We start from the raw sequence: 21,200 nt of genomic DNA on the forward strand, positions 1-21,200 counted from the left end.
CATGGCCACCATCGCATTCAACTGCACTCCCGCCGCACTGGACAAAGAGATGGCTGCGGCCTATTGCTCCGTGGGCATCACCATGTTTGAACAAATGGTCCAAGACGGGACTGCGCCGAAAGCCCGCCGCTTCCCCGGTCGCCGCCGCGTTGCATGGCTGCGCTCAGAACTCGACGCATGGCTGGCTGGCCTACCTTTGTCGGACCTGCTGCCGCCGGATAACACTGGAGCGAAGAAGCCCCGAAGCACCAAGGCTCAGGCTCTTGCGAATTCAATCCTGCAGGAAGCAAATGAACACATCTAGCGGAAATTACCTACCAGTAACACCCAATTGATCATTGATGTTCGACCCCACCAAAGATGGTGAAAACTAAAACTCCAGATCCTCCAAGCGAGGAAGCCACGAATTCAAGTTTCGAACTTCACACTCAGTCAGTTACAGTACTAACCGAAATGGGAATGCACATTGCATCACTTCTAGATTTAGTTTGAATTCAGGAGACAATATGGAGTTCTGGAACTCTGCAGAGCAACTAGGGAAAATTAACCAGCACTTGCAGCTGGCTCTCGTGGTGTTCGGCATCATTACTGGACTAGTTGGCGCCGCCTCCTTCGTAGTATCTCAGCGTAAAGACGCCGTTGCTGCAGCACAAGAGTCAAAGTTCAAGGGCGAAGTGAAGGATCTGAAGCAAAGAACCACGGACATCCAACCACTTCATCAGCGTCACCTCACCAAAGAGCAGCGTGAGCAATTAGCCAAATCGCTTACTGGCGCCCGGCCTATGAACGTTATTGCGTTTCGCCATAACTCAAAAGAGAGCCAGCAACTCTCTAGCGAAATTGAATCGGTTCTTAAATCCGTGGGCTGGACAGTCCATCATTTTTGTCCATCAACTAGTGCCCGTGATGTATGCGCGCCGCACATAGGTATCCACGAGAACTTAGCTGATAACCAAGAGTTCAACATGCTTTCCAAGGCACTGACTGAAATCGGGTTTGAATTCAAGACTTCTCGATTTAGCTTTAATCCAAAGTATCAAATTGGCCTGGATGCTGGAGTAATTGCAGCAAATGACTACCAAGCACTCATGGACAAGATCATCTAGACATACTGCCACGAATTCAATCAAGTCAATGCCAATCTGCTGCACTTCATAGTCCACGATATCCGGAGATACCGACAGAGAATATTGCAGTCGAAGCCAGCTTAATTCTCAGCGAAGTTTCAGTGGGCATCCGCCGAGACTGATATGACGAATTAGATCTCATCGATACAGCCAACCGGTCGTACATCCTCCTACAGGACAAGCTCCTCCCAGTATGCCGACAGTTTGGTTAGCCACTCCCGCCGCTCTCTGTCATAGCTGTGTCGGTTGTAAACGCCGACGATACCGCTGGGCAAGTGCCCCAGTACTGCTTCGGCCACGCCATCAGGGCAGCCAAGCATCGCCAGCGTCGTGCGAACAGTGCGGCGCAGGTCATGCGGCGCCCACGGCTCAATATCCAGTTTCATCTTCCCATTGGCACCCAATCGGCCGCTGGTTCCTGGCCGGCTGCACCACGCGGCAACACCTAGCACCTTCTGCTCGACATGAGGCAGAGCCGAACCAGGTTGCGAGGGGAAGAGATGACCAGCTCCATATGCCGCAATACGCCGGCGCACTAGCACCAGGGCACGCCCCACCAACGGCACCCGTAAGTCAGTTGCCAAGTCATTGCGAGCCATCTTCAGCTTGCCACGCGGGATGGTCCACCACCAGCCATCCGACTCTTGAGTGACCTCCTGGCCCATTATCTGCACCAGCTCAGAACCACGGCAGCCCGTCCACAGGTACAAAGTAAAAAGATCATCCAGCAGGCTGGACAAGTTGGGCAAAAACCGAATCAGCGCCACAACCTCAGGGCCTTGTAGTGCACGGAGGTTTACCCCCTGGTGCTCGCCATCGACGATCTTTCCTCGGCTGCGCAGCTTTCCCTTGAGGATCAGTCGCCACCAGTTAGGGGTCTCTTCAGAGATCCGGCCAGCATCGAGCGCATAGTCCCAGGCCGCCCCCAGCTCCGTGCGCAAATTGCTGGCCAGGACAGGCGTGCTCGCACCAACCTTCTCCAGCAGTGCAAACGCGTGCGTGCGCTTCACATCCTCTGGCTTCATGGGCAGCAGAAAATCGCTGTAGCCCAACATCAGGCGCCTCGTCTCCTTCTGCCCTTTGAGCTTTCGGTGCCGCTCCACATGACCCTGCAGATAGTCCTCGATCAGGCGCTCGACGGTATAGATACCCTGCGCCTCTTTGAGATGCGCCTTGGCCTTGGCCACCGCGCCGGCACGCTTCTTTTCCTTGGCCAAGTCTTCGCCGGTATCACGCCTGGTGCGCAATTCATCCCAAACACCCAGCGCCGCAGCGTAGGTCATGGCAGGCCACTGCCCCATGGCCACCTGGCGCATGCGCCCATCAATGGGGCTTTTGTATCTGTATGTCCAAGTCTTGCGCGTGGCAGTAGCCACAAGTCGCAGGCCAGGAGCATCATCGACAATAATGTGCTCCCCAGCCGCCAGAGCCTTGGCCTTCTTCGCATCGAACCCCATGCCGCAGTTCCTGATCGGCGTAGGTTTCCCGAGAGGACCCCAACCAGCTCGGCGTAGATTCATAAAGATCAACGCCAAAAACCTACGCCAAAGCACGAAGTTTAGATGGGTTTTGGCATGACACAGATACACTGTAAATAAAAACAGCAAACCATACTAAGTGATTGATTTAAATAATTGTTATGAGTGAATCCTGGATAAATCAAGCACTTAGCGGCGGCGATATCTCTGCACATACACCTATGATGCAGCAGTACTTCAAGCTCAAAGCCGACCACCCCGACACGCTGGTTTTCTACCGCATGGGTGACTTTTACGAGCTGTTCTTTGGCGATGCCGAAAAAGTCACGCGCCTGCTGGACATCACGCTGACCACGCGCGGCCAGACCGCAGGCCAGCCCATTCCCATGGCCGGCGTACCTTTCCACGCCCTGGAAAACTATCTGGGCCGCCTGATCAAGATGGGCGAGTCGGTGGCGATCTGCGAGCAGGTCGGCGAAATCGGCGTGGGCAAGGGTCCGGTGGAGCGCAAGGTCGTGCGCGTGGTCACGCCCGGCACACTGACGGACAGCGAGCTGCTCTCCGACAAGAGCGAAGCCATTCTGCTGGCCCTGCACACCGCCGGCCGCCAGCGCGTGGGACTGGCCTGGATGGCCATGACCCAGGGCCGCATTCACATGGCCGAATGCGCGGCCGATGAACTGGGCGCCTGGCTGTCGCGCATCGCGCCCAGCGAAGTGATCTACAGCGCCGGAGTCACCGAGCGCTTCGAGCAAGCCCTGTTCGCCGTCAAGCACAGCGGCGCCATCAGCTGCCCTCTGTCACCCCGCCCTGACTGGCAGTTTGACTCGGGCCTCGGCGAGCGCAAGCTGCTGGAGCTGCTGGGCGCGGCCAGCCTCAAGGCCTGGGAGGCCGAGGGTCTGCCGCTGGCCCATGGTGCCGGTGCCGCCCTGCTGTCCTATGCCGAACATACCCAGGGCCGCAATCTCACCCATATCCACGCCATCCAGGTGCAGCGTGACGACGAGCTGATTGCCCTGCCGCTGGCCACACGCCGCAATCTGGAGCTGGTCAAGACGCTGCGCGGCGAAGATACGCCCACGCTGTTTTCGCTGCTGGACAGCTGCATGACCGGCATGGGCAGCCGCCTGCTCAAGACCTGGCTGCTGGAGCCCGAACGCAATCGCAAGGCCGCCATGCAACGCCTGGAAGCGATTGGCGTGCTGCGCGGCACGGGCGCGGGCATGGCTCCCTGGCAAGCCCTGCGCACCGAGCTCAAGGGCGTGAGCGATGTGGAGCGCATTACCGCCCGCATCGCCCTGCGCCAGGTGCGCCCGCGCGAGCTGGTAGGTCTGTCCAAAACACTGGAAAAAGCGAAGCTGCTGGCACAGTCCGGACAGGCTCCGTCGGACTATCTGACGCAGATCTTCAGCGACCTGATTCCGCCCGAAGGCTGTGCCGAGCTGCTGGCGCGCGCTATTCATGAAGAGCCTGCAGCGCTGGTGCGTGACGGCGGCGTGATCGCCACAGGCTTTGACGCCGAACTCGACGAGCTGCGCGCCATCCAGAACAACTGCGACGAGTTTCTGCTGGAGCTGGAAGCCAAGGAAAAGCTGCTCACCGGCATTCCCAACCTGCGCGTGCAGTTCAACAAGGTGCATGGCTTCTATATCGAGGTCACCAACAGCTACAAGGATGCGGTACCCGAGCGTTTTCGCCGCCGCCAGACGCTCAAGAACGCCGAGCGTTACATCACGCCCGAACTCAAGGCTTTCGAGGACAAGGCCTTGTCGGCCCAGGAGCGAGCGCTGCAGCGCGAGAAGTTCCTGTTCGAGCAACTGCTCGACCAGCTTCAGCCCCATGTGCCCCAGCTCACGCGCGTGGCCCAGGCGATTGCCGCACTGGACGTTCTGTGCACGCTGGCCGAGCGCTCGCTGACGCTGAACTGGGCCGAGCCGCAGTTCGTCAGCCAGCCCTGCATAGAGATTGAGGCTGGCCGCCACCCCGTGGTGGAAGCACGCATGGCAGAGACCTCCAGCGGCAGCTTCATCGCCAACCACACGCGCATGAATCTCAACACGCGCATGCAGATCATCACCGGCCCGAACATGGGCGGCAAATCGACCTATATGCGCCAGGTGGCCTTGATCGTGCTGCTGGCCAGCATGGGCAGCTATGTGCCCGCCAGCGCCTGCCGCCTGGGGCCCATCGATGCCATCCACACGCGTATCGGCGCCGCCGACGACCTGGCCAACGCCCAGTCCACCTTCATGATGGAGATGACCGAGGCCGCGCAGATTCTGCATTCGGCCACGCCCCACTCCCTGGTGCTGATGGACGAGATCGGTCGCGGCACCAGCACCTTCGACGGACTGGCCCTGGCCAGCGGCATTGCCAGCCAGCTGCATGACAAGACCAAGGCGTTCACGCTGTTTGCCACGCACTACTTCGAGCTGACCGAGCTGCCCGCCAAGGCCAAGGCCGCCGTCAACGTGCATGTCAGCGCAGCGGAGTCGGGCAGCGACATCGTGTTTCTGCATGAGATTCAGGCCGGCCCCGCCAGTCGCAGCTACGGTATCCAGGTCGCCAAGCTGGCCGGCATGCCCGCTGGCGTTCTCAACCATGCGCGCCATGCGCTGGAGGCACTCGAATCCCAGGCCGGCGAGAACGAGCTGCAGGTCAATCTGTTCGATGCGCCGGAGCTGGTGGACGCTAGCGCCGCGCCCAGCCCGCTGGACCAGGCCATGGCCGACGTCAACCCCGATGCGCTGAGCCCGCGCGAAGCGCTGGAAGTGCTCTACCAGCTCAAGAAACTGAGCACCAGCGCCGCCTAGGAACACGTTCCAAGCCTTGCGGACTCAAGCCCGGGCCTGATCTCTTCAGGCCCGGCTTGCGTTCAGGCCTCCAGCAGTTGCGGCTGCCGCTCCTGCTCGGACGGGCTGCGCTGCGGTACTTCGCCCAGCTTGAAGGCAGACACCTCGCCCATCAGGCGTGCGGCCTGCTCGCGCAGGCTGGTCGCTGCAGCGGCCGACTGCTCGACCAGGGCTGAGTTCTGCTGCGTGGCATCGTCCAGCCCGGCCACGGACTGGTTGATCTCGGCAATGCCGCGCCCCTGGGTCTGCGAAGCATCGCTGATCTCCTCGATGATCCGCGTCACCCTGGCCACGGCGTCCAGCAACTCCTGCATGGTGGCGCCCGCATGCACCACCTGCTGCGATCCGCTGCCCACCTGGGTCACGGAGTCGGTGATGAGCTGGCGCACTTCCCTTGCAGCTTCCGCCGAGCGCTGGGCCAGGCTGCGCACCTCGGCCGCCACCACGGAAAAGCCACGGCCCTGCTCGCCGGCACGCGCGGCCTCCACGGCTGCGTTCAGCGCCAGGATATTGGTCTGGAAGGCGATGGAGTCGATCACGCCGATGATGTCGGCAATCTTGCGCGACGAGTGGTTGATGCCCTCCATGGTCACCACCACTTGCTGGAAAGCCGTTCCGCCGCGCTCGGCCACGCCGCGCGCCGACTGCGCCAGCTCGCCCGCACTGCGCGTGGCCTCGGTATTGGCCTGCACGCTGTCCGTCAGCACCGACAGCGATGCCGCCGTCTGCTGCAAGGCACTGGCCGCCTGCTCGGTGCGCTGACTCAGGTCCTGGTTGCCCTGGGCCACCTCGGAGCTGGCCACGGAAATCGAATCGGCGGCCTGGCGCACAGCCCCAACCATGCGCTCCAGCGACGAGACAAAGCGGTTGAAGGCCGAGGCCAGCGCCCCCACCTCGTCATTGCTCTCCACCGGCATGCGACGGCTCAGATCGCCATGGCCGTCGGCAATCTCCTCCAGCATGCGCGCCGCGCGCCCCACGGGCGCCGCAATCGCCCGGCTCACCAGCCAGATCACCAGCAGACCTATGCCGCCGCCCACCAGGCCGGCCACGGCAGAGGTCAGCGCAATGGTTCGCCGCACGCCGCCGAGCACCTGGGCCTCGGGCAGCTCGGCAACCACGTACAGGTCCAGCTCGGGGACATAGGAGGAAGCAATCAGCTGCCGGCCCGAGGGCGCCTCGTACATGGCATGGGCAAAACGCTCGCGGTTCAGCAGCGCGGCGCTGAGCCCGGCGCTGAAACCGGGCCTGTCCTTGAGCCAGTGCTTGCCATCCACCAGCGCCGGGTCGCGGTGCACGAGAATGCTGCCGTTGCCGCGCACCAGGGAGACCGAACCGGACTCGCCCACCTGGTAGGCACGCACGGCCTGGGCCAGCTCATCCACCGACAGGCCCAAGCCCGCAATGCCCTGCCTGCCCTGGCCCGCATCGAAGCGGACATTGATGAACAGCATATAGGCGTTGGAGCTGACGTCCTTGTCGATTTCCAGCACCTGCGACTTGTCCCCGGCCAGCAGCTCATAGAACCATTGGTCACCCTGGCCCTTGGGCGCCAGCTTGCGCATCGGCCCCTGCTCACCGAAATACTGGCCCGTGGTTCCCGACACCCAGAACACCGATGAGGCCCCGGCCTGCTGCTTGACGGCCTGGGCATACCTTGCCCAGGCCGCATTACCGTCCTCGGGCTCGCCCGCGGCTTCCCAGTCCAGCACAAAGCTGTTGCCTGCCACCGACCTGGCCATGGCCAGCGGCGTGCCGATCTGGCGCAGTATGTCGTTGCGGATCTCCCCCACCACGGCCGGAAGCTCCTGCCCCACCACACGCTCGCGCAGGCTGGCGCCCGTCAGCACAAAGCCCAGCGTCGTGGAAATTGCCACGAACAGCAGCAGGCAGCTCACCATGCTGGACATGAGCTTGGTCCGTATCGACAGGTTGCGAAATGCGTGCATGGGATTCCCTCTTCTAACCAGCTGTAAGCAAGTGTTCTATCAAGGGGCGGCATCTTCTCACGCATCCCGGGCGTGCATCTCAGGGACTTCCTCAGCCCGGCCCCGCAGCCGTGCCTGGGCAGGGCATTGGCAACAGTTACAGGGCCGCCAACGGCACTATTAAAACCCTTCTAAAATCGCGTTGCAGCCTGCGTTTACAGCTATATATTCAGAAGCACTCGACGCTTGCTGCATCTGGTGTTCATACGTTTTTCATTATTGTCTCTATCACCCATGACATACTGCGTCGCCCTCAAGCTCAACGCCGGCCTGGTGTTTCTGTCCGACTCCCGCACCAATGCCGGACTCGACCAGATCAGCACCTTCCGCAAAGTCATGCTGTATGAGCAACCGGGCGAGCGCTTCATGGTGCTGCAATCGGCCGGCAATCTGTCCATCACCCAGTCGGTGCGCGAGCTGCTGGAGAGCTTTCAGCTGCACGACACGACCACGGACGAGATGCTGACCATCTGGAATGTGCGCAGCATGTTCGATGCCGCGCGCGTGCTGGGCGCGGCCGTGCGCCATGTGCATGAGCGCGAAGCCACGGCGCTGCAGCGCGCCGGGGTGGACTTCAATGTCTCCATGATTTTTGGCGGCCAGATCCAGGGCGAGCGCATGCGCCTGTTCCAGGTCTATTCGGCGGGCAACTTCATCGAGGCCACGGGCGAGACGCCCTACTTCCAGATCGGCGAATCCAAGTACGGCAAGCCCGTGCTGGACCGCGTCATCACCTCCGAGACCCCGCTGGACGAAGCCGCCAAGTGCGCGCTGGTATCCATGGACAGCACGCTCAAGTCCAACCTCTCGGTGGGCCTGCCGCTGGATCTGATCGTCTACGAGAACAACCGCTTCGCCACGGACCGCATTGTCTGCCTGGACGCCGACAACCCCTATCTGCGCATGCTGCACGACAGCTGGGGCGAGCGCCTGCGCCATGTCTTCGACAGCATCGACGATCCGGCCTGGGACGGCGGCCAGACCGACACGCCGATTCGCATCCACAGCCCGCGCGCCCATCCTCTGGTCAAAGTGGGAGCACCTGCTGCATCACGCTCGGCCCATGGACTGGGTGCAGGCAATATTCCGCCCGCCGCGCTGCGCCAGCCCGTGGTGCCGGCTCAGGCTGGCCTGAGCATGGCCGATGAATACCAGCGCTTGCAGACGGCAGAGGAGCAGGCGCGCATGCAAAGACAGGCGGCGCTGTCCAGGCGCTAAACTGATCGACGCATCCAACGCCCCTTTGGGGCGTTTTTCCTGTCCAGCCCGTTCAGCGCCATGTCCCAGCCCACTGCCACCGCCAGCACGACGAACACCCTGCCCGTGGTCTTCGCGCATGCCAACAGCTTTCCCATAGGTACCTATCGCCTGCTGTTTTCGCTGCTGCGCCAGCGCGGCATCGAAGCCGGCGGCGTGCAGCGCTTCGGCCACGACCCTCTGCATCCCGTCACCAACCACTGGCCGCATCTGGTGGACGAACTGATCGAATACATCGAGCAGCAGGTCGAGCGGCACGGCCAGCCGGTCTATCTGGTGGGCCACTCGCTGGGCGGCATTCTGAGTTTTCAGGCCGCCTCCAAACGCCCTGATCTGGCGCGCGGCGTGCTGCTCATCGACTCGCCCCTGCTGGGCGGCTGGAAGGCGAACGCCGTGGGCCTGGCCAAGCAGACGCAGATCGTGGCCTCGGTCTCCCCCGGCAAGATCAGCCAGCGCCGACGCACCACCTGGGCCAGCAACGAAGAGGCGCTGGAGTATTTCCGCGGCAAGAAGGCCTTTGCCCAGTGGCATCCGCAGGTGCTGCAGGACTATGTGCAGCACGGCCTGGAGGACGACCAGGGCAAGCGCAGCCTGCTGTTCAGGCGCGAGGTGGAAACCGCCATCTACAACACCCTGCCCAGCAATCTCAACAACCAGCTCAGGCGTCACCCGGTGCGCTGCCCGGTGGCCTTCATCGGCGGTCGCTCGTCGGTGGAGATGCGCCAGGTGGGCATGGAGATGACGCAGCGCATCACCCGCGGGCGCATCACCATGCTGGACGGCGGCCATCTGTTTCCCATGGAGCGGCCCGAGGCCACGGCCGCCGCCATCGAGGCTTCGCTGCTCAATATGGAGCAGACCATTTTGCAGAAATCTGCTGGCAGCACTCATAAATAAGTAGCATCTTGCGCTTTTCAGCTAACGATTTCAGTATCAAAACAACCTGAAATTCAATCAAAACAAGCGCTGCAAGCTATTAAAAAAGCCGCTTGCTATCACGCAAGCGGCTTTTTTTGTGGGCAGCGCCAAGCCGCTCAATGGTGCCAGTCCACGATGCCGGTATAGGCCGTCACCAGCACGATGATGCCGAAAACGATGCGGTACCAGGCAAAGGGCACAAAGCTGTTGGTGGAGATAAAGCGCAGCAGCCAGCGCACGCACAGCCAGGCGCTGATGAACGAGAAGATCAGGCCCACGGCAAACAGAGGCACATCCGCCATGGACAGCAGCGCGCGCTCCTTGTAGAGGCTGTAGACGCCCGCGCCGATCAGCGTGGGCATGGCCAGGAAGAACGAGAAGTCCGTGGCGGCCTTGCGCGACAGGCCCATGAGCATGCCGCCGATGATGGTGGAGCCGCTGCGGCTGGTGCCGGGCACCAGGGCAAAGCACTGCACCAGGCCGACCTTGAGCGCATCGAGAGCCGTCATATCGTCCACCGACTGCACGCGGGTGGCAGCGGCAGGGCGGTTCTCGGCCCACAGAATCACGAAGCCGCCGAGGATGAAGGTGGTCGCCACGATGACCGGCGTGAACAGATGCTCCTGCACATATTTGCCGAACAGCAGCGCCAGCACCACGGCAGGCAAAAAGCCGATGATGACGTTGAGCGCGAACTTCTGTGCCTGGCGGCTGCTGGGCAACTCCACCAGCGTGTCCCGGATCTTCTGCCAGTACACCAGCATCACGGCAAAGATGGCGCCGGTTTGGATCGCAATCTCAAACACCTTGGCCTTGCCTCCGACAAAACCCATCAGCGAACCCGCCAGGATCAGGTGGCCGGTTGAGGAAATCGGCAAGAACTCGGTCAGCCCTTCCACAATGCCCATGATGGCGGCCTTGACCAGCAATAAAGTATCCACGCGAATCGTCCTTTGGATGCAGGGTTGAAGCAAAGCCGCCCATTATCCGCTCGCCATTTTCCCGCTCGCGCTCACAAGACCTTTTCCGCCCGCCAATCGACAGACAATCGCAAACTTTTACAAGACATGGTTGGTGATTCTGGGCAAAGTCACGCGCCTGTGCTGCAATAGCTGCGCGCCGGTTGTCGGCGTTTTTTCAAAAATCACACCATCATGAAAAAATTTGTGGTCCTGGCTGTCGTGTCCCTGGCCTGCAGCATGAGCATGGCTGCCGGCGACAAGCCCAAAACCGCCCAGCAGCAGCTCATGGGCACCTGCAACACTGAAGCCACCGGCAAAAAAGGCGATGAACGCAAGGAGTTCATGAAGTCCTGCCTGTCCGACGGCAAGAAGCGTCAGCAGGAACGCATGAAGAGCTGCAATGCCGACGCTGCCGGCAAAAAGGGCAACGAGCGCAAGGCCTTCATGAGCGAGTGCCTGAAGAAGGACTGAGCTGCCTTAGCGGCTTTGCCGCTTCCGCGCTGCGCAATGCACAAAGCCACCGCAAGGTGGCTTTGTGGTTTCAGGCGGAGGCAACGGCCGAGGCCGTTCGCCGGGCGCGGCGTTTTTTTAACCAGATGACGACACCGGTGATGGACAGCATGGCCACCATCACGCCGACCACTGATATCAGCACACGCCCGAAGGTGCCCAGGATGCGACCGCTATGCAGCGGCAGCTGCAGTTGCACGAACACATCGGCTCCCGTGCCGTGCCAGGGACGATAGCTGCCCAGCACCTCGCCGCTTTCCGAGCTCACGTAGACATTGGACAGCCCCATGCCCATGGCCCCGGTCTCGTCGTCGGGATCGAAGAAGGACACGTTGTAGAACGGGAAATCCCCGCCATACCAGATGCCGCCGGCCTCGGTCTTGATGCCCAGCCGCACCGCCTCCCTGCGCGCGATCTCAATGGCCGTGGCAAAACCGATCTTAGGCTCGATAAAGCTGCCCAGAGGTGCCGGCTTGAGCGTCTCGTAGGGGCCGGGCGTGGTGGTCGACACCTTGCTCATCACGGGATAGAACACCTCGCGGTAGAGATTGATCGAGAACGAGGTGAAGGCCACGATGACGATTACCCCCCAGATCCACAGCGCACCTGCGCGGTGCAGGTCGAAATTGAGCTTGTAGGCACCGGCGCCCCAGCGTATGCGCCAGGACGGCATCCAGCGCGCCCACCAGGACTTGCTGCCAGCCTTGGCGGGCGCGTCCTGCGCCCCGGCAGCAGCAGCCTTCTTCTTCACCGGCAGGGTCAGCACCAGCGCCCAGAAGCTGTCGGCCAGCCACAGCAGTGCGAGACCGCCCATGAACCAATAGCCCCAGCGGTTGCTGCCCGCAAACGTGGGACTGAGCAGGCTTTCATGCAGATGGCGCAGCCAGGGCATGAGATTGCGCCAGCTCAGGGCCAGGCTCTTGGAGTCACGGTGGCCGGTGATGACTCCCGTCACCGGGTCCACGAACACCGTGTTGTAGCCCAGCACATGGGGCTTGCCCGTGGCCTGGTCCACCAGCGGGCGCACCAGAAAGGAAGCCGCCTCGCCCTCGCGCAGGCCCAGGCTCATATACGAGATCTCGGCGCGCGCATCGGCTGCCTGCACGGCCTGGGCCAGTTGCAGCGGCGTCTGCAGCGGGCCGCGTCCCGGCGTGTGCAGCATGTCGGCATTGAGCCAGTCGTCGATTTCATGATCCCACGAGAGCACCGCTCCCGTGAGACCGGTCATGACCAGGAAGGCCGCGAGAAACAGGCCGACCCAGCGATGAACCACGGTCCACAGAGCTCGCATCAGAAGTCCACGCTGGCGGTCAGCGAGAAGGTACGCGGCGCGCCCTGCACCAGATAGCCGTTGGTGGCATAACCGCCGACCGAGGCCCAGTAGTTGCGGTTGGCCACGTTGTCCACGCGTGCATTCAGGGTCACCAGCTTGCCGCCGACGTCCATCAGATAGCGGGCGCCCAGGTCAAAGCGGGTCCAGGCCGGCACGCGCTGGGTGTTGCCGGCATTGGCGTACTGCGCGCCGGTATACATCAGCCGCGCATTCAATGCCAGGCCGTGCACGCCCGGCACATCCCAGTCAGCGCCGATATTGGCCTGGCTGCGGGGCACGCCCACCACGCGCTTGCCATCATTGGCGCCACTCGCCGTGGTCAGGTATTTGGCGTCCAGCAGAGTCAGGCCGCCGAGCAAGCGCAGGCCCTTGACGGGCTCGCCGAACACATTGAACTCCAGACCGCGATTGCGCTGCTTGCCGAACACGCCGTAGACATTGTTCTCCACATAGGCGCTGGGCATGCTGGTGGTGAAGAAGGAGGCGCTGGCGCCGATATTGCCGCCGTCGTATTTGAGGCCTGCCTCCTTCTGGCGGGAGACATAGGGAGCGAACACCTGGCCAGCATTGCTGACCACCTGGCCTCCGTTGGTCATGGGTGCGCTACCGCCCTTGGCCAGCCCTTCGATGTAGTTGGCATAAGCCGACACCTCAGGAGTCAGCTTGAACACCAGGCCCGCCACCGGAGTCACGCGGCTCTTGTCGTAGTTGCCCGAGCTTGCGCCCGTCGTTGCATCGAAGCCGTCGACCTTGATGCTCTGGTAGCGCATGCCCACCGTCAGCAGCAGGCGCTCGTCCATGAAGCCCAGGGTATCGGCCAGCGCCAGGCTGCTGGTCTTGATGCGCTCGGTCTCGCGCGGGCTGCCCAGTATGCCGCCCAGCCCGGTATAGCCAGGCGCAGGCAGGGCCACCGGGTTGTAGATGTTGTTGCTCTGGCCGGTTGCGTAGTTATAGCCCCAGGCATTGCGCTCGCTGGAATCAAAGGCCGACAGCGAAGCCACCACCGAATGCTTGACCGAGCCGGTCTCAAACTTGCCGCGCAGGCCCAGCTCGCCGGTCTTGACGCGGTTCTTGCGCGTGTTGTCGAAGCGGTTGACCGTGGCATCGCCAGCCGCGCTGGACAGCGTCAGGCCCGACAGCGCGTTGTCCTCGCTGCCCCGGCGCATGCCCACAGCGGCCCAGCCAGTCCACTGGTCGTTGAAGTCGTACTCCCCGCGCACGGTGCCGAACAGGTCGCGGCTGTTGGAGTAGGTCCAGGGCTGTGCATAGTTGGTCTTGCTGTCCGGTGCGGCCGGAATGGGTAGATTGCCCGAAGGTGTCAGCGAGGGACGCGGCGCCGTCAGCTTGTGTTCCTGCCAGCCCAGATCGGCCGACAGGCGTGCACGGCTGCTGTGCCAGTCCAGGCCCAGCGAGCCGACTGTGGTGTGAACCTTCTCGCTGCTCACGCCGGTGCCGCCGCTGCGCCGCGCAAGATTCAGGCGCACACCGGCTGCATCATCGGGGCCGAAGCGGCGAGCCACATCAGCAGCCGCGTAGGCCTGCCCGCCACTGGCGCCACCCAGGGTCACACGATTGAGCGGCTCGTTGCCCGCACGCTTGGGCACCACATTGATGAGTCCGCCCAGACCGCCACCGCTGACGCTGCCTGCGCCCGCGCCGCTGAGAAAGGCATTCGCTCCGCGAAACACCTCCACACGTTCCACGAACTCCGACGCCATGTACTGGCGCGGCACCAGACCGTACAGACCGTTATAGGCCACATCGTCGGAATACAGCACAAAGCCGCGCACAAAGTAAGCCTGCTGGAAGTTGCCGAAGCCGCGTGCCGAGCGCACGCCGGCATCGTTGAGCAACACATCGCCCACGCTCTTGGCCTGCTGATCCTGAATCAGATCACTGGTATAGCTGGTAGCGGAAAACGGGGTCTCCATCATGTCCTGGTTTCCAAGCACGCCGACACGCGCGCCGCGCGCCACCTGCCCACCCGCAAAAGACTTGGCCAGACCCAGGGCCGAAGCATCGGCGCTGGCCTCCACGGTCACGGTCTGCAGGGCAGCTTCTGATTCAGTGCTGGAAGTCTGGGCAAAAACACTCTGCTGGCTGCACAGTGCGAGAGCAGCCAGGGAAATCGGTCGGAGCAGGAACATTATTAATGTTATTGAGAATGATTTTCAGAATCGTTAATTTTAATAATCAATCTCCTTTGCCGATGCCAAACACCCTGAGATCTCAACGGGATCCAAGGCAGGCTGCAAGTCCTGAAGCTGCCGCGTGATATGTGTGCGCGCACAAACAAACGCACAAACAAACACAGGCAAAACCAGTACACCACTCACACCTGCTGAGGAGCAACTGGCTCCCGTGTCTGGTCACTTCGTCGCAAAGCACTGGTCGGCAGCAGGCCCGGCTTGCACAGTCATGTGCAAGCACCAGGAGCCAGCCATGACACTCACACCTCTGATTGCCTTTCACATGGGTTGCGCCATCGCAGCCACCTTGACCGGAGCCACTGCACTCTGGGCCAGGCGCCAGGCCGGCCCGCTGCCCTGGCTGCACAGAATCGCAGGCTATGGCTTTGTGCTGCTCATGCTGGCCACCGCCATCTCCGCCTTGTTCATACGCGACTTCAAGCTGCCCAACTGGGCAGGCTTCACGCCCATTCATCTGCTGATTCCCGTGACGCTGGGCGGCCTCGCACTGTCCTTCTGGCATCTGGCCCATCGACGCATTGCCCAGCATCGCAGCGTCATGCGCAAACTGTACTTCGGCAGCTGCGTCGTCGCTGGACTGTTCACGCTGCTTCCGGGCCGGCTGCTCGGCAATCTGCTGTGGCAGCGATTGGCCTGATCCCCGTTCTCACCCCCACGCTCGACAAGGAAAAGACATGAACCCGATCTCTGAAGACACTCTGCACCAGCAGGCACGCCGCCGCGCCGGCATGAAGCTGGGCTGGTATATCCATGCAGCGGTCTATGCTGCGGTGAATCTCGGGCTCATGGCCCTGGCCCTGAGCCAGGGACGGCACTGGGCCGTCTACCCGGCTCTGGGCTGGGGTCTGGGCCTGCTGATTCATCGTGCAGTGGTCTGGCTGCTGGCACCCGGCAGTCCGCTCTTTCAACAACTGCTGGAGCACGAGCTGAAAACGCTGCAGCGCAGCGAAAAGCGCTAGATGCCGGACCGCCCATCACCTACCATGCCCGTCATGCCCATGTTTGCGCCCGCTCCCCTGCTTCGTCACGCCGGCATCACCGTGGCTGCCTGTCTGCTGATCGCTGCGGCCTTGACGGCACTCGGCCAGGGCCTGTGGGATGTCAATCTCGCCTACTCGCTGGCCATAGGCCTGATCAGCTGGCTGAGCATCGATCTGCTCAGGCTGCGCTGGCGCGAGTCCGACGAGATCCCCTGGCCGCGCGGCATGCGCGGCATGGCCGTGGTGCCGCTGGGAATTGCAGCAGGCCTGATTCTGGGCAATCCGCTGGGTAGTTTCTACGTTCAGCAACTCCATCCCGAACTGCCCGCCGCAGCCCGGCCCTCGCTATGGTTGCCGCTTGCCATCACCATGGCGACCAGCATTGCCATGTCCTGGGGTTTTTATGTGGTGGGCAAGTCGCGCCATCTGCAAATGCAGGCAGAGCAGGCCCAGCGCCAGGCCGCCGAAGCCCGGCTCAGCCTGCTGCAAGCCCAGCTGGAGCCGCATATGCTGTTCAACACCCTGGCCAATCTTCGCGTGCTGATCGCCACCGATGCACCACGCGCCGAGCAGATGCTCGATCATCTGATTGCCTACCTGCGTGCCACGCTGGCCGGCTCACGCCACGGCACGCACAGTCTTGCCAGCGAATTTGCCTTGCTGGCCGACTATCTGGCCTTGATGCAGATCCGCATGGGCGACCGGCTCAGCTATGGCCTGCATCTGCCCGCTGAACTGGCCGAACTGCCCGTGCCAACCCTGCTGCTGCAACCGCTGGTGGAGAACAGCATTCGCCACGGACTGGAGCCCCAGCTGGCCGGCGGCCACATTGCCGTTCAGGCCGGCATGCTGGATGACCGCCATCTCCTGCTCAGCGTGCATGACAATGGCCTGGGCCTGCCGGCGCTGCCTGGCCAGCCCCCTTCCGGCTCCGGCTTTGGCCTGCAGCAGATTCGCGAACGCCTGGCCAGTCGCTACGGCAGCGCTGCCCGCTTCGATCTGACAGCAGACAGCGCAGGCGGAACCAGGGCCTGCATCGTATTACCCCTGAAGTCCCAGCCATGAACACCAGTCCGCCACGCGCCCTGATTGCCGAAGACGAACCGCTGCTGGCCCTGGCATTGCAGCAGTTGCTGGGCCAGCTCTGGCCCCAGTTGCAGATCGAGGCCAGGGTGGCCGACGGCATCAGCGCCGTGCAGCAGGCGCTGACCCTGCTGCCCGATCTGCTGTTCCTGGACATTCGCATGCCCGGCCAGACGGGGCTGGAAGCCGCCGCCGAAATCGCCGACGCCTGGCCTGAGGAGCAAGCGCTGCCGGCGATTGTCTTTGTCACCGCCTACGACCAGTACGCCCTGGCGGCCTTCGAGGCCTGCGCCATGGACTATCTGCTCAAGCCGGTGCAGGCAGCACGTCTGGGCCAGACCGTGCAGCGCCTGCAGCAGTGGTGGCAGCAGCGCCAGCCGGTACAGGGCACGGACCTTGCCATGCACAATCACCGTCAGCTCGAACAGTTGCTCGGGCTGCAGCAGCAACTGCTGGGGCAGGTCCCCGCCGCGCTGCAGATCATTCAGGCCAGCGTCGGCAACCAGATCCATATGGTGAGGGTGCAGGACATCATCTACCTCGAAGCCGCCGACAAATATCTGCGCGTGCTGACGGCCGCTCAGGAGTATCTGATCCGCACCCCGCTCAAGGATTTGCTGCCGCAGCTCGACGCCAGCGAGTTCTGGCAAATCCATCGCGGTACCGTGGTGCGCGTTCAAGCCATTGCCAGCGCCCAGCGTGACGAGTCCGGGCGCCTCGGCCTACTGCTGCGTGACCGCCCTGAAAAACTGGCCGTCAGCCGTCTATACGCAACACGGTTCAAGGCGATGTAGCCAGCTCCATCACATCCTCCCAGTCCACCCCCTGCATGGCATCCCAATGCGCCACGATGACGCTGCGGGGTCGCGCCGGGTTCTTGAGCTCGGCTGCCATGGCAGCCAGCGCATGCTGCACATAACGCTCGGACGGCTTGTCCAGCGCCGCCAGCGGCTCGTCGATCAGTACCAGCTCGGCTGCGCTGGCCCAGCCAGCGGCCATCCACAGCTTGCGCTGCGTGCCCGACGACAGGGCCAGCAGCGGCTTGTGCAGATGCGGCTCCAGCCCGAAGCCCTGCACATGCTGCTCGAACTGCTGCTGCGACCAATGCGGATACAGCGTGCGCTGCAAAGCCACCCAGCTCTCGGCCGGCATCTGGCTGTAGACATCGTTGAGCGGCTGGCGTGGGTCCTGCCAGAAGCAGGAGCTTGCAGCCAGGCGGCCGTTGTCGGCGAACGGATAGTGCAGCAAGCCCATGCGCAGCGGCAATTGCCCGGCCAATGCCTTGAGCCAGCTGGTCTTGCCCGTGCCCTCGTCGCCTTGCAGCAGACACAGTCCGGCATGCCAGCAATGCGAGGCCTCATGGGCCACCACCCGGCCCGGGTAGCCGAAGCTCACCTGCAGAGCCTGCACCATGCACAGCGACTCGCAGCCATCATCGAGTTCAGAATTCATAGCTGACAACGCCTTTGTATATATGTCCACGGCTGATTGTGTCCAAAGAACCCACGGCCATGCGCAAAGCAAGGCACAGGCACAATGGCGTCCCCCTCAACAGCGCGCAATATGCCATGGCTCTGGATTATCTGGAATTCGATTACAGCGAAGATGAAGAAGGCACGGGCACCTGGGACACCATGGCCAGCGTCAAGGCCGAGCGCGTACCAGCTTTGGCCGGCGAAATCGAATCCCTGCTGCGCTGGGCAAGCCAGAAGTTTGCTGGCCGCCAGGGCGCCCTGGAAGACGGCAATGACTGGGACTATGACCTGCAGGCGCAGGACGACGACGGCCAGCCCCTGAGCGCCCGCTTCGACAGGGCAGCAGGCAGGCTGGAGCTGCAGGCCTCGGCCACGGGCCGCACCACGGTCAGCCTTTGCCTTTCCGGCTCCATGCAGTTCGGCGATGCACTGCGCCAGGCCTTTGATCTCGAAGCCTGACATCCGGGCCTGCAGCCACGGCGCTTGAAGTCAGGTGCGTGCTGTGCACAATGGAAGGCTCAAAGCGATTTGCAAAGGCAATGCCATGACCGAGCGACTCTCTGCCCCGTTTGTCATCGAGCAATTCATCAAGGCACCGCGCGAGCTGGTCTATGCGGCCTTCACGCAAGGCGAGCACCTGAGCCACTGGATGCGCCCGCCGGGCATGGTGATGACGCAATGCGAAGTGGATGCACGCGAAGGCGGCAGCTTTCATTACGGCATGCGCGCCGAGGCCATGCCCCAGGCGCCCGCCATGTGGGGCAAATGGAGCTTCAGGGAGCTGAAAGCGCCCGAGCGCATCGTCGTCGTGGTGCAGTTCAGCGATGCCGCAGGCGGCGTCACGCGCCACCCGATGGCGCCGCAATGGCCGCTCTATACCTTGTCGACCACCACGCTCAGCGAGGAAGCCGGCGGCACGCGCCTGCATCTGGAGTGGCGCGCCCTCAACGCCAGTGCCGTGGAAGAAGCGGTGTTCGACAGCTCGCACGCCAGCATGAACATGGGCTGGAGCGGCAGCATGCAGTTGCTGGCGGGCTATCTGGCCAGGATACAGGCGGCCGCCTAGCGATCCATATCCTGTCGCTGCCTGGGTGGCTCGGCCGCATTTCTGCGACTGGCTCCGGCACGCCCGGCCTTGCTCCACTGATAGTCCACGCCGTCGGGCGTCTTGCCGTCCTCGACCGCAGACACGCCTACGGGCCCGACCATATCGCGCAACTCCGACGAAATCACCACATGGGCATGGCGCTCGTCCTTGCGCAGTTGCTGGCACAGGGCCAGCGCCTCGCTCATCTGCGCATCGGAGAAGGCCCGGCATTGCGGCTGCCAGACCGGTGTCTGGCCCTCTGGCTCGGAATTGCGCAGGTAGAAAACAGCAATGCTCATGGTTTGATCTTCACAACAACAGAGCCACGGTTGTAACCCAGACCACAAGCCTGCACGGCGTGCTCACTCTTTGCGCTGCCCCGCATCCAGCGGCTCCCAGCGCCCTGCCACATTCTTGAGCAAGGTGTTCACGGCCGTCAGCCTGCGGTTTCTGACGCTGTTGAGGCTGTTCTGGGCGCCGAGCACCGTCGTCTGGGCCGAGAGCACATTCAGATAGGCCACGATGCCGGCCTGGTACTGGTTGTTGGCCACGGTCAGCGACTTCTGCGCTGCGGCCAGGGCCTCGGTCTGCACCTGCTCCTCCTGGGCCAGATTGACGGCAGCGACCAGATTGTCCTCCACCTCCTGCAGCGCCGTCAGCACGGTCTGCTTGTAGGTGGCGGCATTCAGGTCCAGCGTGGCACGGGCCGACTCCACGGCCGCCGAACGCGCGCCGCCGTCAAACAGGCTCATGGCCAGCGCCGGTCCCAGCGACCAGAACAGATTCGGTGCATTGAGCAGATCGGAGAGTACGGAGTTGCGATAGCCCGCCGATGCCGACAGGGTCAGCGAAGGAAAATAGGCCGCACGCGCCACGCCGATCTGCGCATTGGCCATGGCCACGCGGCGCTCGGCGGCAGCGATGTCGGGGCGCCTCTCCAGCAAGGTGGAGGCCAGCATCTCGGGCACGGCGGGCGGCGTCGGCAGGTGGCCGGTCACCGGCAGGCTGAAATTGGCCGGGGCCTTGCCCAGCAAGGCCGCCAGTGCATGCTCGTACTGCGCGCGGGTAATCCGGGCTTCCAGCAGGCTGGCCTGGGTGCTCTTGTACTGAGACTGGGCCTGTGCCACATCGGCCGAAGACACCACGCCCGCCTGGTAGCGATTCTGCGTGAGCTTCAGGCTTTGCTCGTAGGTCTCCAGACTCTCCTGCAGATACTTCATCTGCGCCTCGGCGGCACGCAGCGAGAAATAGGTCTGGGCCACCGATGCCTGGGCCGAGAGGCGCGCTGCCGCCAGATCGTCGGCACTGGCCTGGGCCGAAGCGCGGCTGGCATCCACCGCGCCAGAAAGCTTGCCCCAGAGATCCAGCTCCCAGCTGGCGCTCAGGCCCAGCGAGAAGTTGTTGTTGATGCTGCCGCTGCGCGCCACGTTCTCGCCATTGGTGTTGCTGTAGGTGCCGCCGCCAGTCAAGGCACGCGAGCCGCTGCCCGTGGTGCCGAGCGTGGGCAATTGCGCGGCGCGGCTGCTGGCGACGGCGGCCTGGGCCGAGCGCAGACGGGCCACGGCCTGCTCCACGCCGGGATTGCCTGCGGCTGCCGCCTGCTGCAGCTGATCCAGCGTGCTGTCGCCATACACCGTCCACCACTGGTCGGGCACTGCCGCGGCCGGGCTGGCCGCCGAGCTCTGCGCCGGTTGCCAAATGCCGAACTGCGCAGCCTGCGGAGTGGCTTCCTTGAACTGCGCGGGCACTTCCAGCTTTGGCACTTGATAAGCAGGCTGAGTGGAGCATGCGGCCAGCAAGACAGCGACAACGATCGGCAATAGACGGGGAAGCGAGCGAGGCAGCGCCATGACGGATGTATTCATAAAAGTGAGCTGCTTGCGCTTCTCCTGACTGGATTTGAAGCCGATTTGATTCAAAAAGTGTGCTGGCATATTCAT

General features: G+C 62.8%; 20 protein-coding genes. 12 read left to right on the top strand and 8 right to left on the bottom strand.

What is annotated here, in order from left to right; translation table 11 throughout:
* The first annotated feature begins 1 nt into the window (after position 1).
* Both Cth01_RS17075 and Cth01_RS17080 read left to right on the top strand, forming a co-directional pair.
* Entirely contained in the window at positions 2–304 is a 303-nt protein-coding gene (locus Cth01_RS17075) for a helix-turn-helix transcriptional regulator (protein ID WP_045839890.1), read from the top strand.
* A 202-nt stretch (positions 305–506) separates the two neighbouring features.
* On the top strand, positions 507–1,106 hold the full coding sequence (locus Cth01_RS17080) for a hypothetical protein (RefSeq protein ID WP_045839891.1): 600 nt from the start codon (positions 507–509) through the stop codon (positions 1,104–1,106).
* A gap of 191 nt (positions 1,107–1,297) precedes the next feature.
* Here the strand turns inward: Cth01_RS17080 and Cth01_RS17085 are convergent, their stop codons facing one another.
* Positions 1,298–2,584 carry a tyrosine-type recombinase/integrase gene (locus tag Cth01_RS17085; protein ID WP_045839978.1) on the bottom strand — a complete coding sequence of 429 codons (1,287 nt, stop codon included), beginning with the start codon at positions 2,582–2,584 and terminating at the stop codon, positions 1,298–1,300.
* 242 nt (positions 2,585–2,826) lie between these two features.
* On the opposite strand from Cth01_RS17085, the gene mutS reads away from it, so the two are divergent.
* Positions 2,827–5,418: a DNA mismatch repair protein MutS gene (mutS, locus tag Cth01_RS17090; protein ID WP_174447103.1), complete on the top strand. Its 2,592-nt coding sequence runs from the start codon at positions 2,827–2,829 to the stop codon at positions 5,416–5,418.
* 62 nt (positions 5,419–5,480) lie between these two features.
* On the opposite strand, the gene Cth01_RS17095 is transcribed toward mutS, so the two are convergent.
* Complete coding sequence (locus Cth01_RS17095; protein WP_045839893.1) at positions 5,481–7,406, bottom strand: methyl-accepting chemotaxis protein; 1,926 nt, start codon at positions 7,404–7,406, stop codon at positions 5,481–5,483.
* A gap of 273 nt (positions 7,407–7,679) precedes the next feature.
* On the opposite strand from Cth01_RS17095, the gene Cth01_RS17100 reads away from it, so the two are divergent.
* Positions 7,680–8,663: a proteasome-type protease gene (locus tag Cth01_RS17100; RefSeq protein WP_034389473.1), complete on the top strand. Its 984-nt coding sequence runs from the start codon at positions 7,680–7,682 to the stop codon at positions 8,661–8,663.
* A gap of 60 nt (positions 8,664–8,723) precedes the next feature.
* Entirely contained in the window at positions 8,724–9,599 is an 876-nt protein-coding gene (locus Cth01_RS17105) for an alpha/beta fold hydrolase (RefSeq protein WP_045839894.1), read from the top strand.
* A 137-nt stretch (positions 9,600–9,736) separates the two neighbouring features.
* On the opposite strand, the gene Cth01_RS17110 is transcribed toward Cth01_RS17105, so the two are convergent.
* A complete protein-coding gene (locus Cth01_RS17110; protein WP_003069230.1) occupies positions 9,737–10,561 on the bottom strand; it encodes an undecaprenyl-diphosphate phosphatase in 825 nt (274 codons plus the stop codon).
* A 213-nt stretch (positions 10,562–10,774) separates the two neighbouring features.
* Between Cth01_RS17110 and Cth01_RS17115 the strand changes: the two genes are divergently transcribed.
* A complete protein-coding gene (locus Cth01_RS17115) occupies positions 10,775–11,053 on the top strand; it encodes a PsiF family protein (protein ID WP_045839895.1) in 279 nt (92 codons plus the stop codon).
* A 70-nt stretch (positions 11,054–11,123) separates the two neighbouring features.
* Here Cth01_RS17115 and Cth01_RS17120 read toward each other — a convergent pair whose 3' ends face one another.
* Entirely contained in the window at positions 11,124–12,383 is a 1,260-nt protein-coding gene (locus Cth01_RS17120; RefSeq protein WP_045839896.1) for a PepSY-associated TM helix domain-containing protein, read from the bottom strand.
* Complete coding sequence (locus Cth01_RS17125; RefSeq protein WP_045839897.1) at positions 12,383–14,572, bottom strand: TonB-dependent receptor; 2,190 nt, start codon at positions 14,570–14,572, stop codon at positions 12,383–12,385. Before Cth01_RS17125 ends, Cth01_RS17120 begins: the two co-directional genes overlap by 1 nt.
* Positions 14,573–14,867: 295 nt before the next feature.
* Here Cth01_RS17125 and Cth01_RS17130 point away from each other — a divergent pair, with 295 nt between their 5' ends.
* From Cth01_RS17130 to Cth01_RS17145, 4 genes are read left to right on the top strand one after another with little or no spacing between them, the layout of a single operon-like run.
* Positions 14,868–15,272 carry a DUF2306 domain-containing protein gene (locus tag Cth01_RS17130; protein WP_034409678.1) on the top strand — a complete coding sequence of 135 codons (405 nt, stop codon included), beginning with the start codon at positions 14,868–14,870 and terminating at the stop codon, positions 15,270–15,272.
* Between the two features lie 37 nt (positions 15,273–15,309).
* Positions 15,310–15,594 carry a 2TM domain-containing protein gene (locus Cth01_RS17135; protein ID WP_034352801.1) on the top strand — a complete coding sequence of 95 codons (285 nt, stop codon included), beginning with the start codon at positions 15,310–15,312 and terminating at the stop codon, positions 15,592–15,594.
* Positions 15,595–15,618: 24 nt separating this feature from the next.
* Positions 15,619–16,680, top strand: coding sequence for a sensor histidine kinase (locus Cth01_RS17140; protein WP_045839898.1), 1,062 nt, complete (start codon positions 15,619–15,621; stop codon positions 16,678–16,680).
* Positions 16,677–17,492 carry a LytR/AlgR family response regulator transcription factor gene (locus Cth01_RS17145; RefSeq protein WP_045839899.1) on the top strand — a complete coding sequence of 272 codons (816 nt, stop codon included), beginning with the start codon at positions 16,677–16,679 and terminating at the stop codon, positions 17,490–17,492. The genes Cth01_RS17140 and Cth01_RS17145 overlap by 4 nt, the downstream gene beginning before the upstream one ends.
* On the opposite strand, the gene Cth01_RS17150 is transcribed toward Cth01_RS17145, so the two are convergent.
* Positions 17,479–18,150 (bottom strand): ABC transporter ATP-binding protein, encoded by a 672-nt coding sequence (locus Cth01_RS17150; protein ID WP_045839900.1) that lies wholly within the window; start codon positions 18,148–18,150, stop codon positions 17,479–17,481. The genes Cth01_RS17145 and Cth01_RS17150 overlap by 14 nt on opposite strands.
* Positions 18,151–18,266: 116 nt before the next feature.
* On the opposite strand from Cth01_RS17150, the gene Cth01_RS17155 reads away from it, so the two are divergent.
* Together Cth01_RS17155 and Cth01_RS17160 are read left to right on the top strand one after the other, a co-directional pair.
* Positions 18,267–18,632 carry a hypothetical protein gene (locus Cth01_RS17155; protein WP_045839979.1) on the top strand — a complete coding sequence of 122 codons (366 nt, stop codon included), beginning with the start codon at positions 18,267–18,269 and terminating at the stop codon, positions 18,630–18,632.
* Positions 18,633–18,717: 85 nt separating this feature from the next.
* A complete protein-coding gene (locus Cth01_RS17160; protein WP_045839901.1) occupies positions 18,718–19,239 on the top strand; it encodes an SRPBCC family protein in 522 nt (173 codons plus the stop codon).
* On the opposite strand, the gene Cth01_RS17165 is transcribed toward Cth01_RS17160, so the two are convergent.
* Together Cth01_RS17165 and Cth01_RS17170 are read right to left on the bottom strand one after the other, a co-directional pair.
* A complete protein-coding gene (locus Cth01_RS17165) occupies positions 19,236–19,559 on the bottom strand; it encodes a hypothetical protein (RefSeq protein WP_012839346.1) in 324 nt (107 codons plus the stop codon). The genes Cth01_RS17160 and Cth01_RS17165 overlap by 4 nt on opposite strands.
* Before the next feature lie 63 nt (positions 19,560–19,622).
* On the bottom strand, positions 19,623–21,200 hold the full coding sequence (locus tag Cth01_RS17170; RefSeq protein ID WP_082085683.1) for an efflux transporter outer membrane subunit: 1,578 nt from the start codon (positions 21,198–21,200) through the stop codon (positions 19,623–19,625).

Source organism: Comamonas thiooxydans, assembly GCF_000964545.1.
GTDB classification, from domain to species: domain Bacteria; phylum Pseudomonadota; class Gammaproteobacteria; order Burkholderiales; family Burkholderiaceae_C; genus Comamonas; species Comamonas thiooxydans.

What these genes read in the sequence shown, in the direction of transcription:
- Cth01_RS17075 (WP_045839890.1), top strand. Translation starts at nt 2, where the DNA reads ATGGCCACCATCGCATTCAACTGCACTCCCGCCGCACTGGACAAAGAG.
- Cth01_RS17080 (WP_045839891.1), top strand. Translation starts at nt 507, where the DNA reads ATGGAGTTCTGGAACTCTGCAGAGCAACTAGGGAAAATTAACCAGCAC.
- Cth01_RS17085 (WP_045839978.1), bottom strand. Translation starts at nt 2,584, where the DNA reads ATGGGGTTCGATGCGAAGAAGGCCAAGGCTCTGGCGGCTGGGGAGCAC.
- mutS (WP_174447103.1), top strand. Translation starts at nt 2,827, where the DNA reads ATGATGCAGCAGTACTTCAAGCTCAAAGCCGACCACCCCGACACGCTG.
- Cth01_RS17095 (WP_045839893.1), bottom strand. Translation starts at nt 7,406, where the DNA reads ATGCACGCATTTCGCAACCTGTCGATACGGACCAAGCTCATGTCCAGC.
- Cth01_RS17100 (WP_034389473.1), top strand. Translation starts at nt 7,680, where the DNA reads ATGACATACTGCGTCGCCCTCAAGCTCAACGCCGGCCTGGTGTTTCTG.
- Cth01_RS17105 (WP_045839894.1), top strand. Translation starts at nt 8,724, where the DNA reads ATGTCCCAGCCCACTGCCACCGCCAGCACGACGAACACCCTGCCCGTG.
- Cth01_RS17115 (WP_045839895.1), top strand. Translation starts at nt 10,775, where the DNA reads ATGAAAAAATTTGTGGTCCTGGCTGTCGTGTCCCTGGCCTGCAGCATG.
- Cth01_RS17120 (WP_045839896.1), bottom strand. Translation starts at nt 12,383, where the DNA reads ATGCGAGCTCTGTGGACCGTGGTTCATCGCTGGGTCGGCCTGTTTCTC.
- Cth01_RS17125 (WP_045839897.1), bottom strand. Translation starts at nt 14,572, where the DNA reads ATGTTCCTGCTCCGACCGATTTCCCTGGCTGCTCTCGCACTGTGCAGC.
- Cth01_RS17130 (WP_034409678.1), top strand. Translation starts at nt 14,868, where the DNA reads ATGACACTCACACCTCTGATTGCCTTTCACATGGGTTGCGCCATCGCA.
- Cth01_RS17135 (WP_034352801.1), top strand. Translation starts at nt 15,310, where the DNA reads ATGAACCCGATCTCTGAAGACACTCTGCACCAGCAGGCACGCCGCCGC.
- Cth01_RS17140 (WP_045839898.1), top strand. Translation starts at nt 15,619, where the DNA reads ATGCCCGTCATGCCCATGTTTGCGCCCGCTCCCCTGCTTCGTCACGCC.
- Cth01_RS17145 (WP_045839899.1), top strand. Translation starts at nt 16,677, where the DNA reads ATGAACACCAGTCCGCCACGCGCCCTGATTGCCGAAGACGAACCGCTG.
- Cth01_RS17150 (WP_045839900.1), bottom strand. Translation starts at nt 18,150, where the DNA reads ATGAATTCTGAACTCGATGATGGCTGCGAGTCGCTGTGCATGGTGCAG.
- Cth01_RS17155 (WP_045839979.1), top strand. Translation starts at nt 18,267, where the DNA reads ATGGCTCTGGATTATCTGGAATTCGATTACAGCGAAGATGAAGAAGGC.
- Cth01_RS17160 (WP_045839901.1), top strand. Translation starts at nt 18,718, where the DNA reads ATGACCGAGCGACTCTCTGCCCCGTTTGTCATCGAGCAATTCATCAAG.
- Cth01_RS17165 (WP_012839346.1), bottom strand. Translation starts at nt 19,559, where the DNA reads ATGAGCATTGCTGTTTTCTACCTGCGCAATTCCGAGCCAGAGGGCCAG.
- Cth01_RS17170 (WP_082085683.1), bottom strand. Translation starts at nt 21,200, where the DNA reads ATGAATATGCCAGCACACTTTTTGAATCAAATCGGCTTCAAATCCAGT.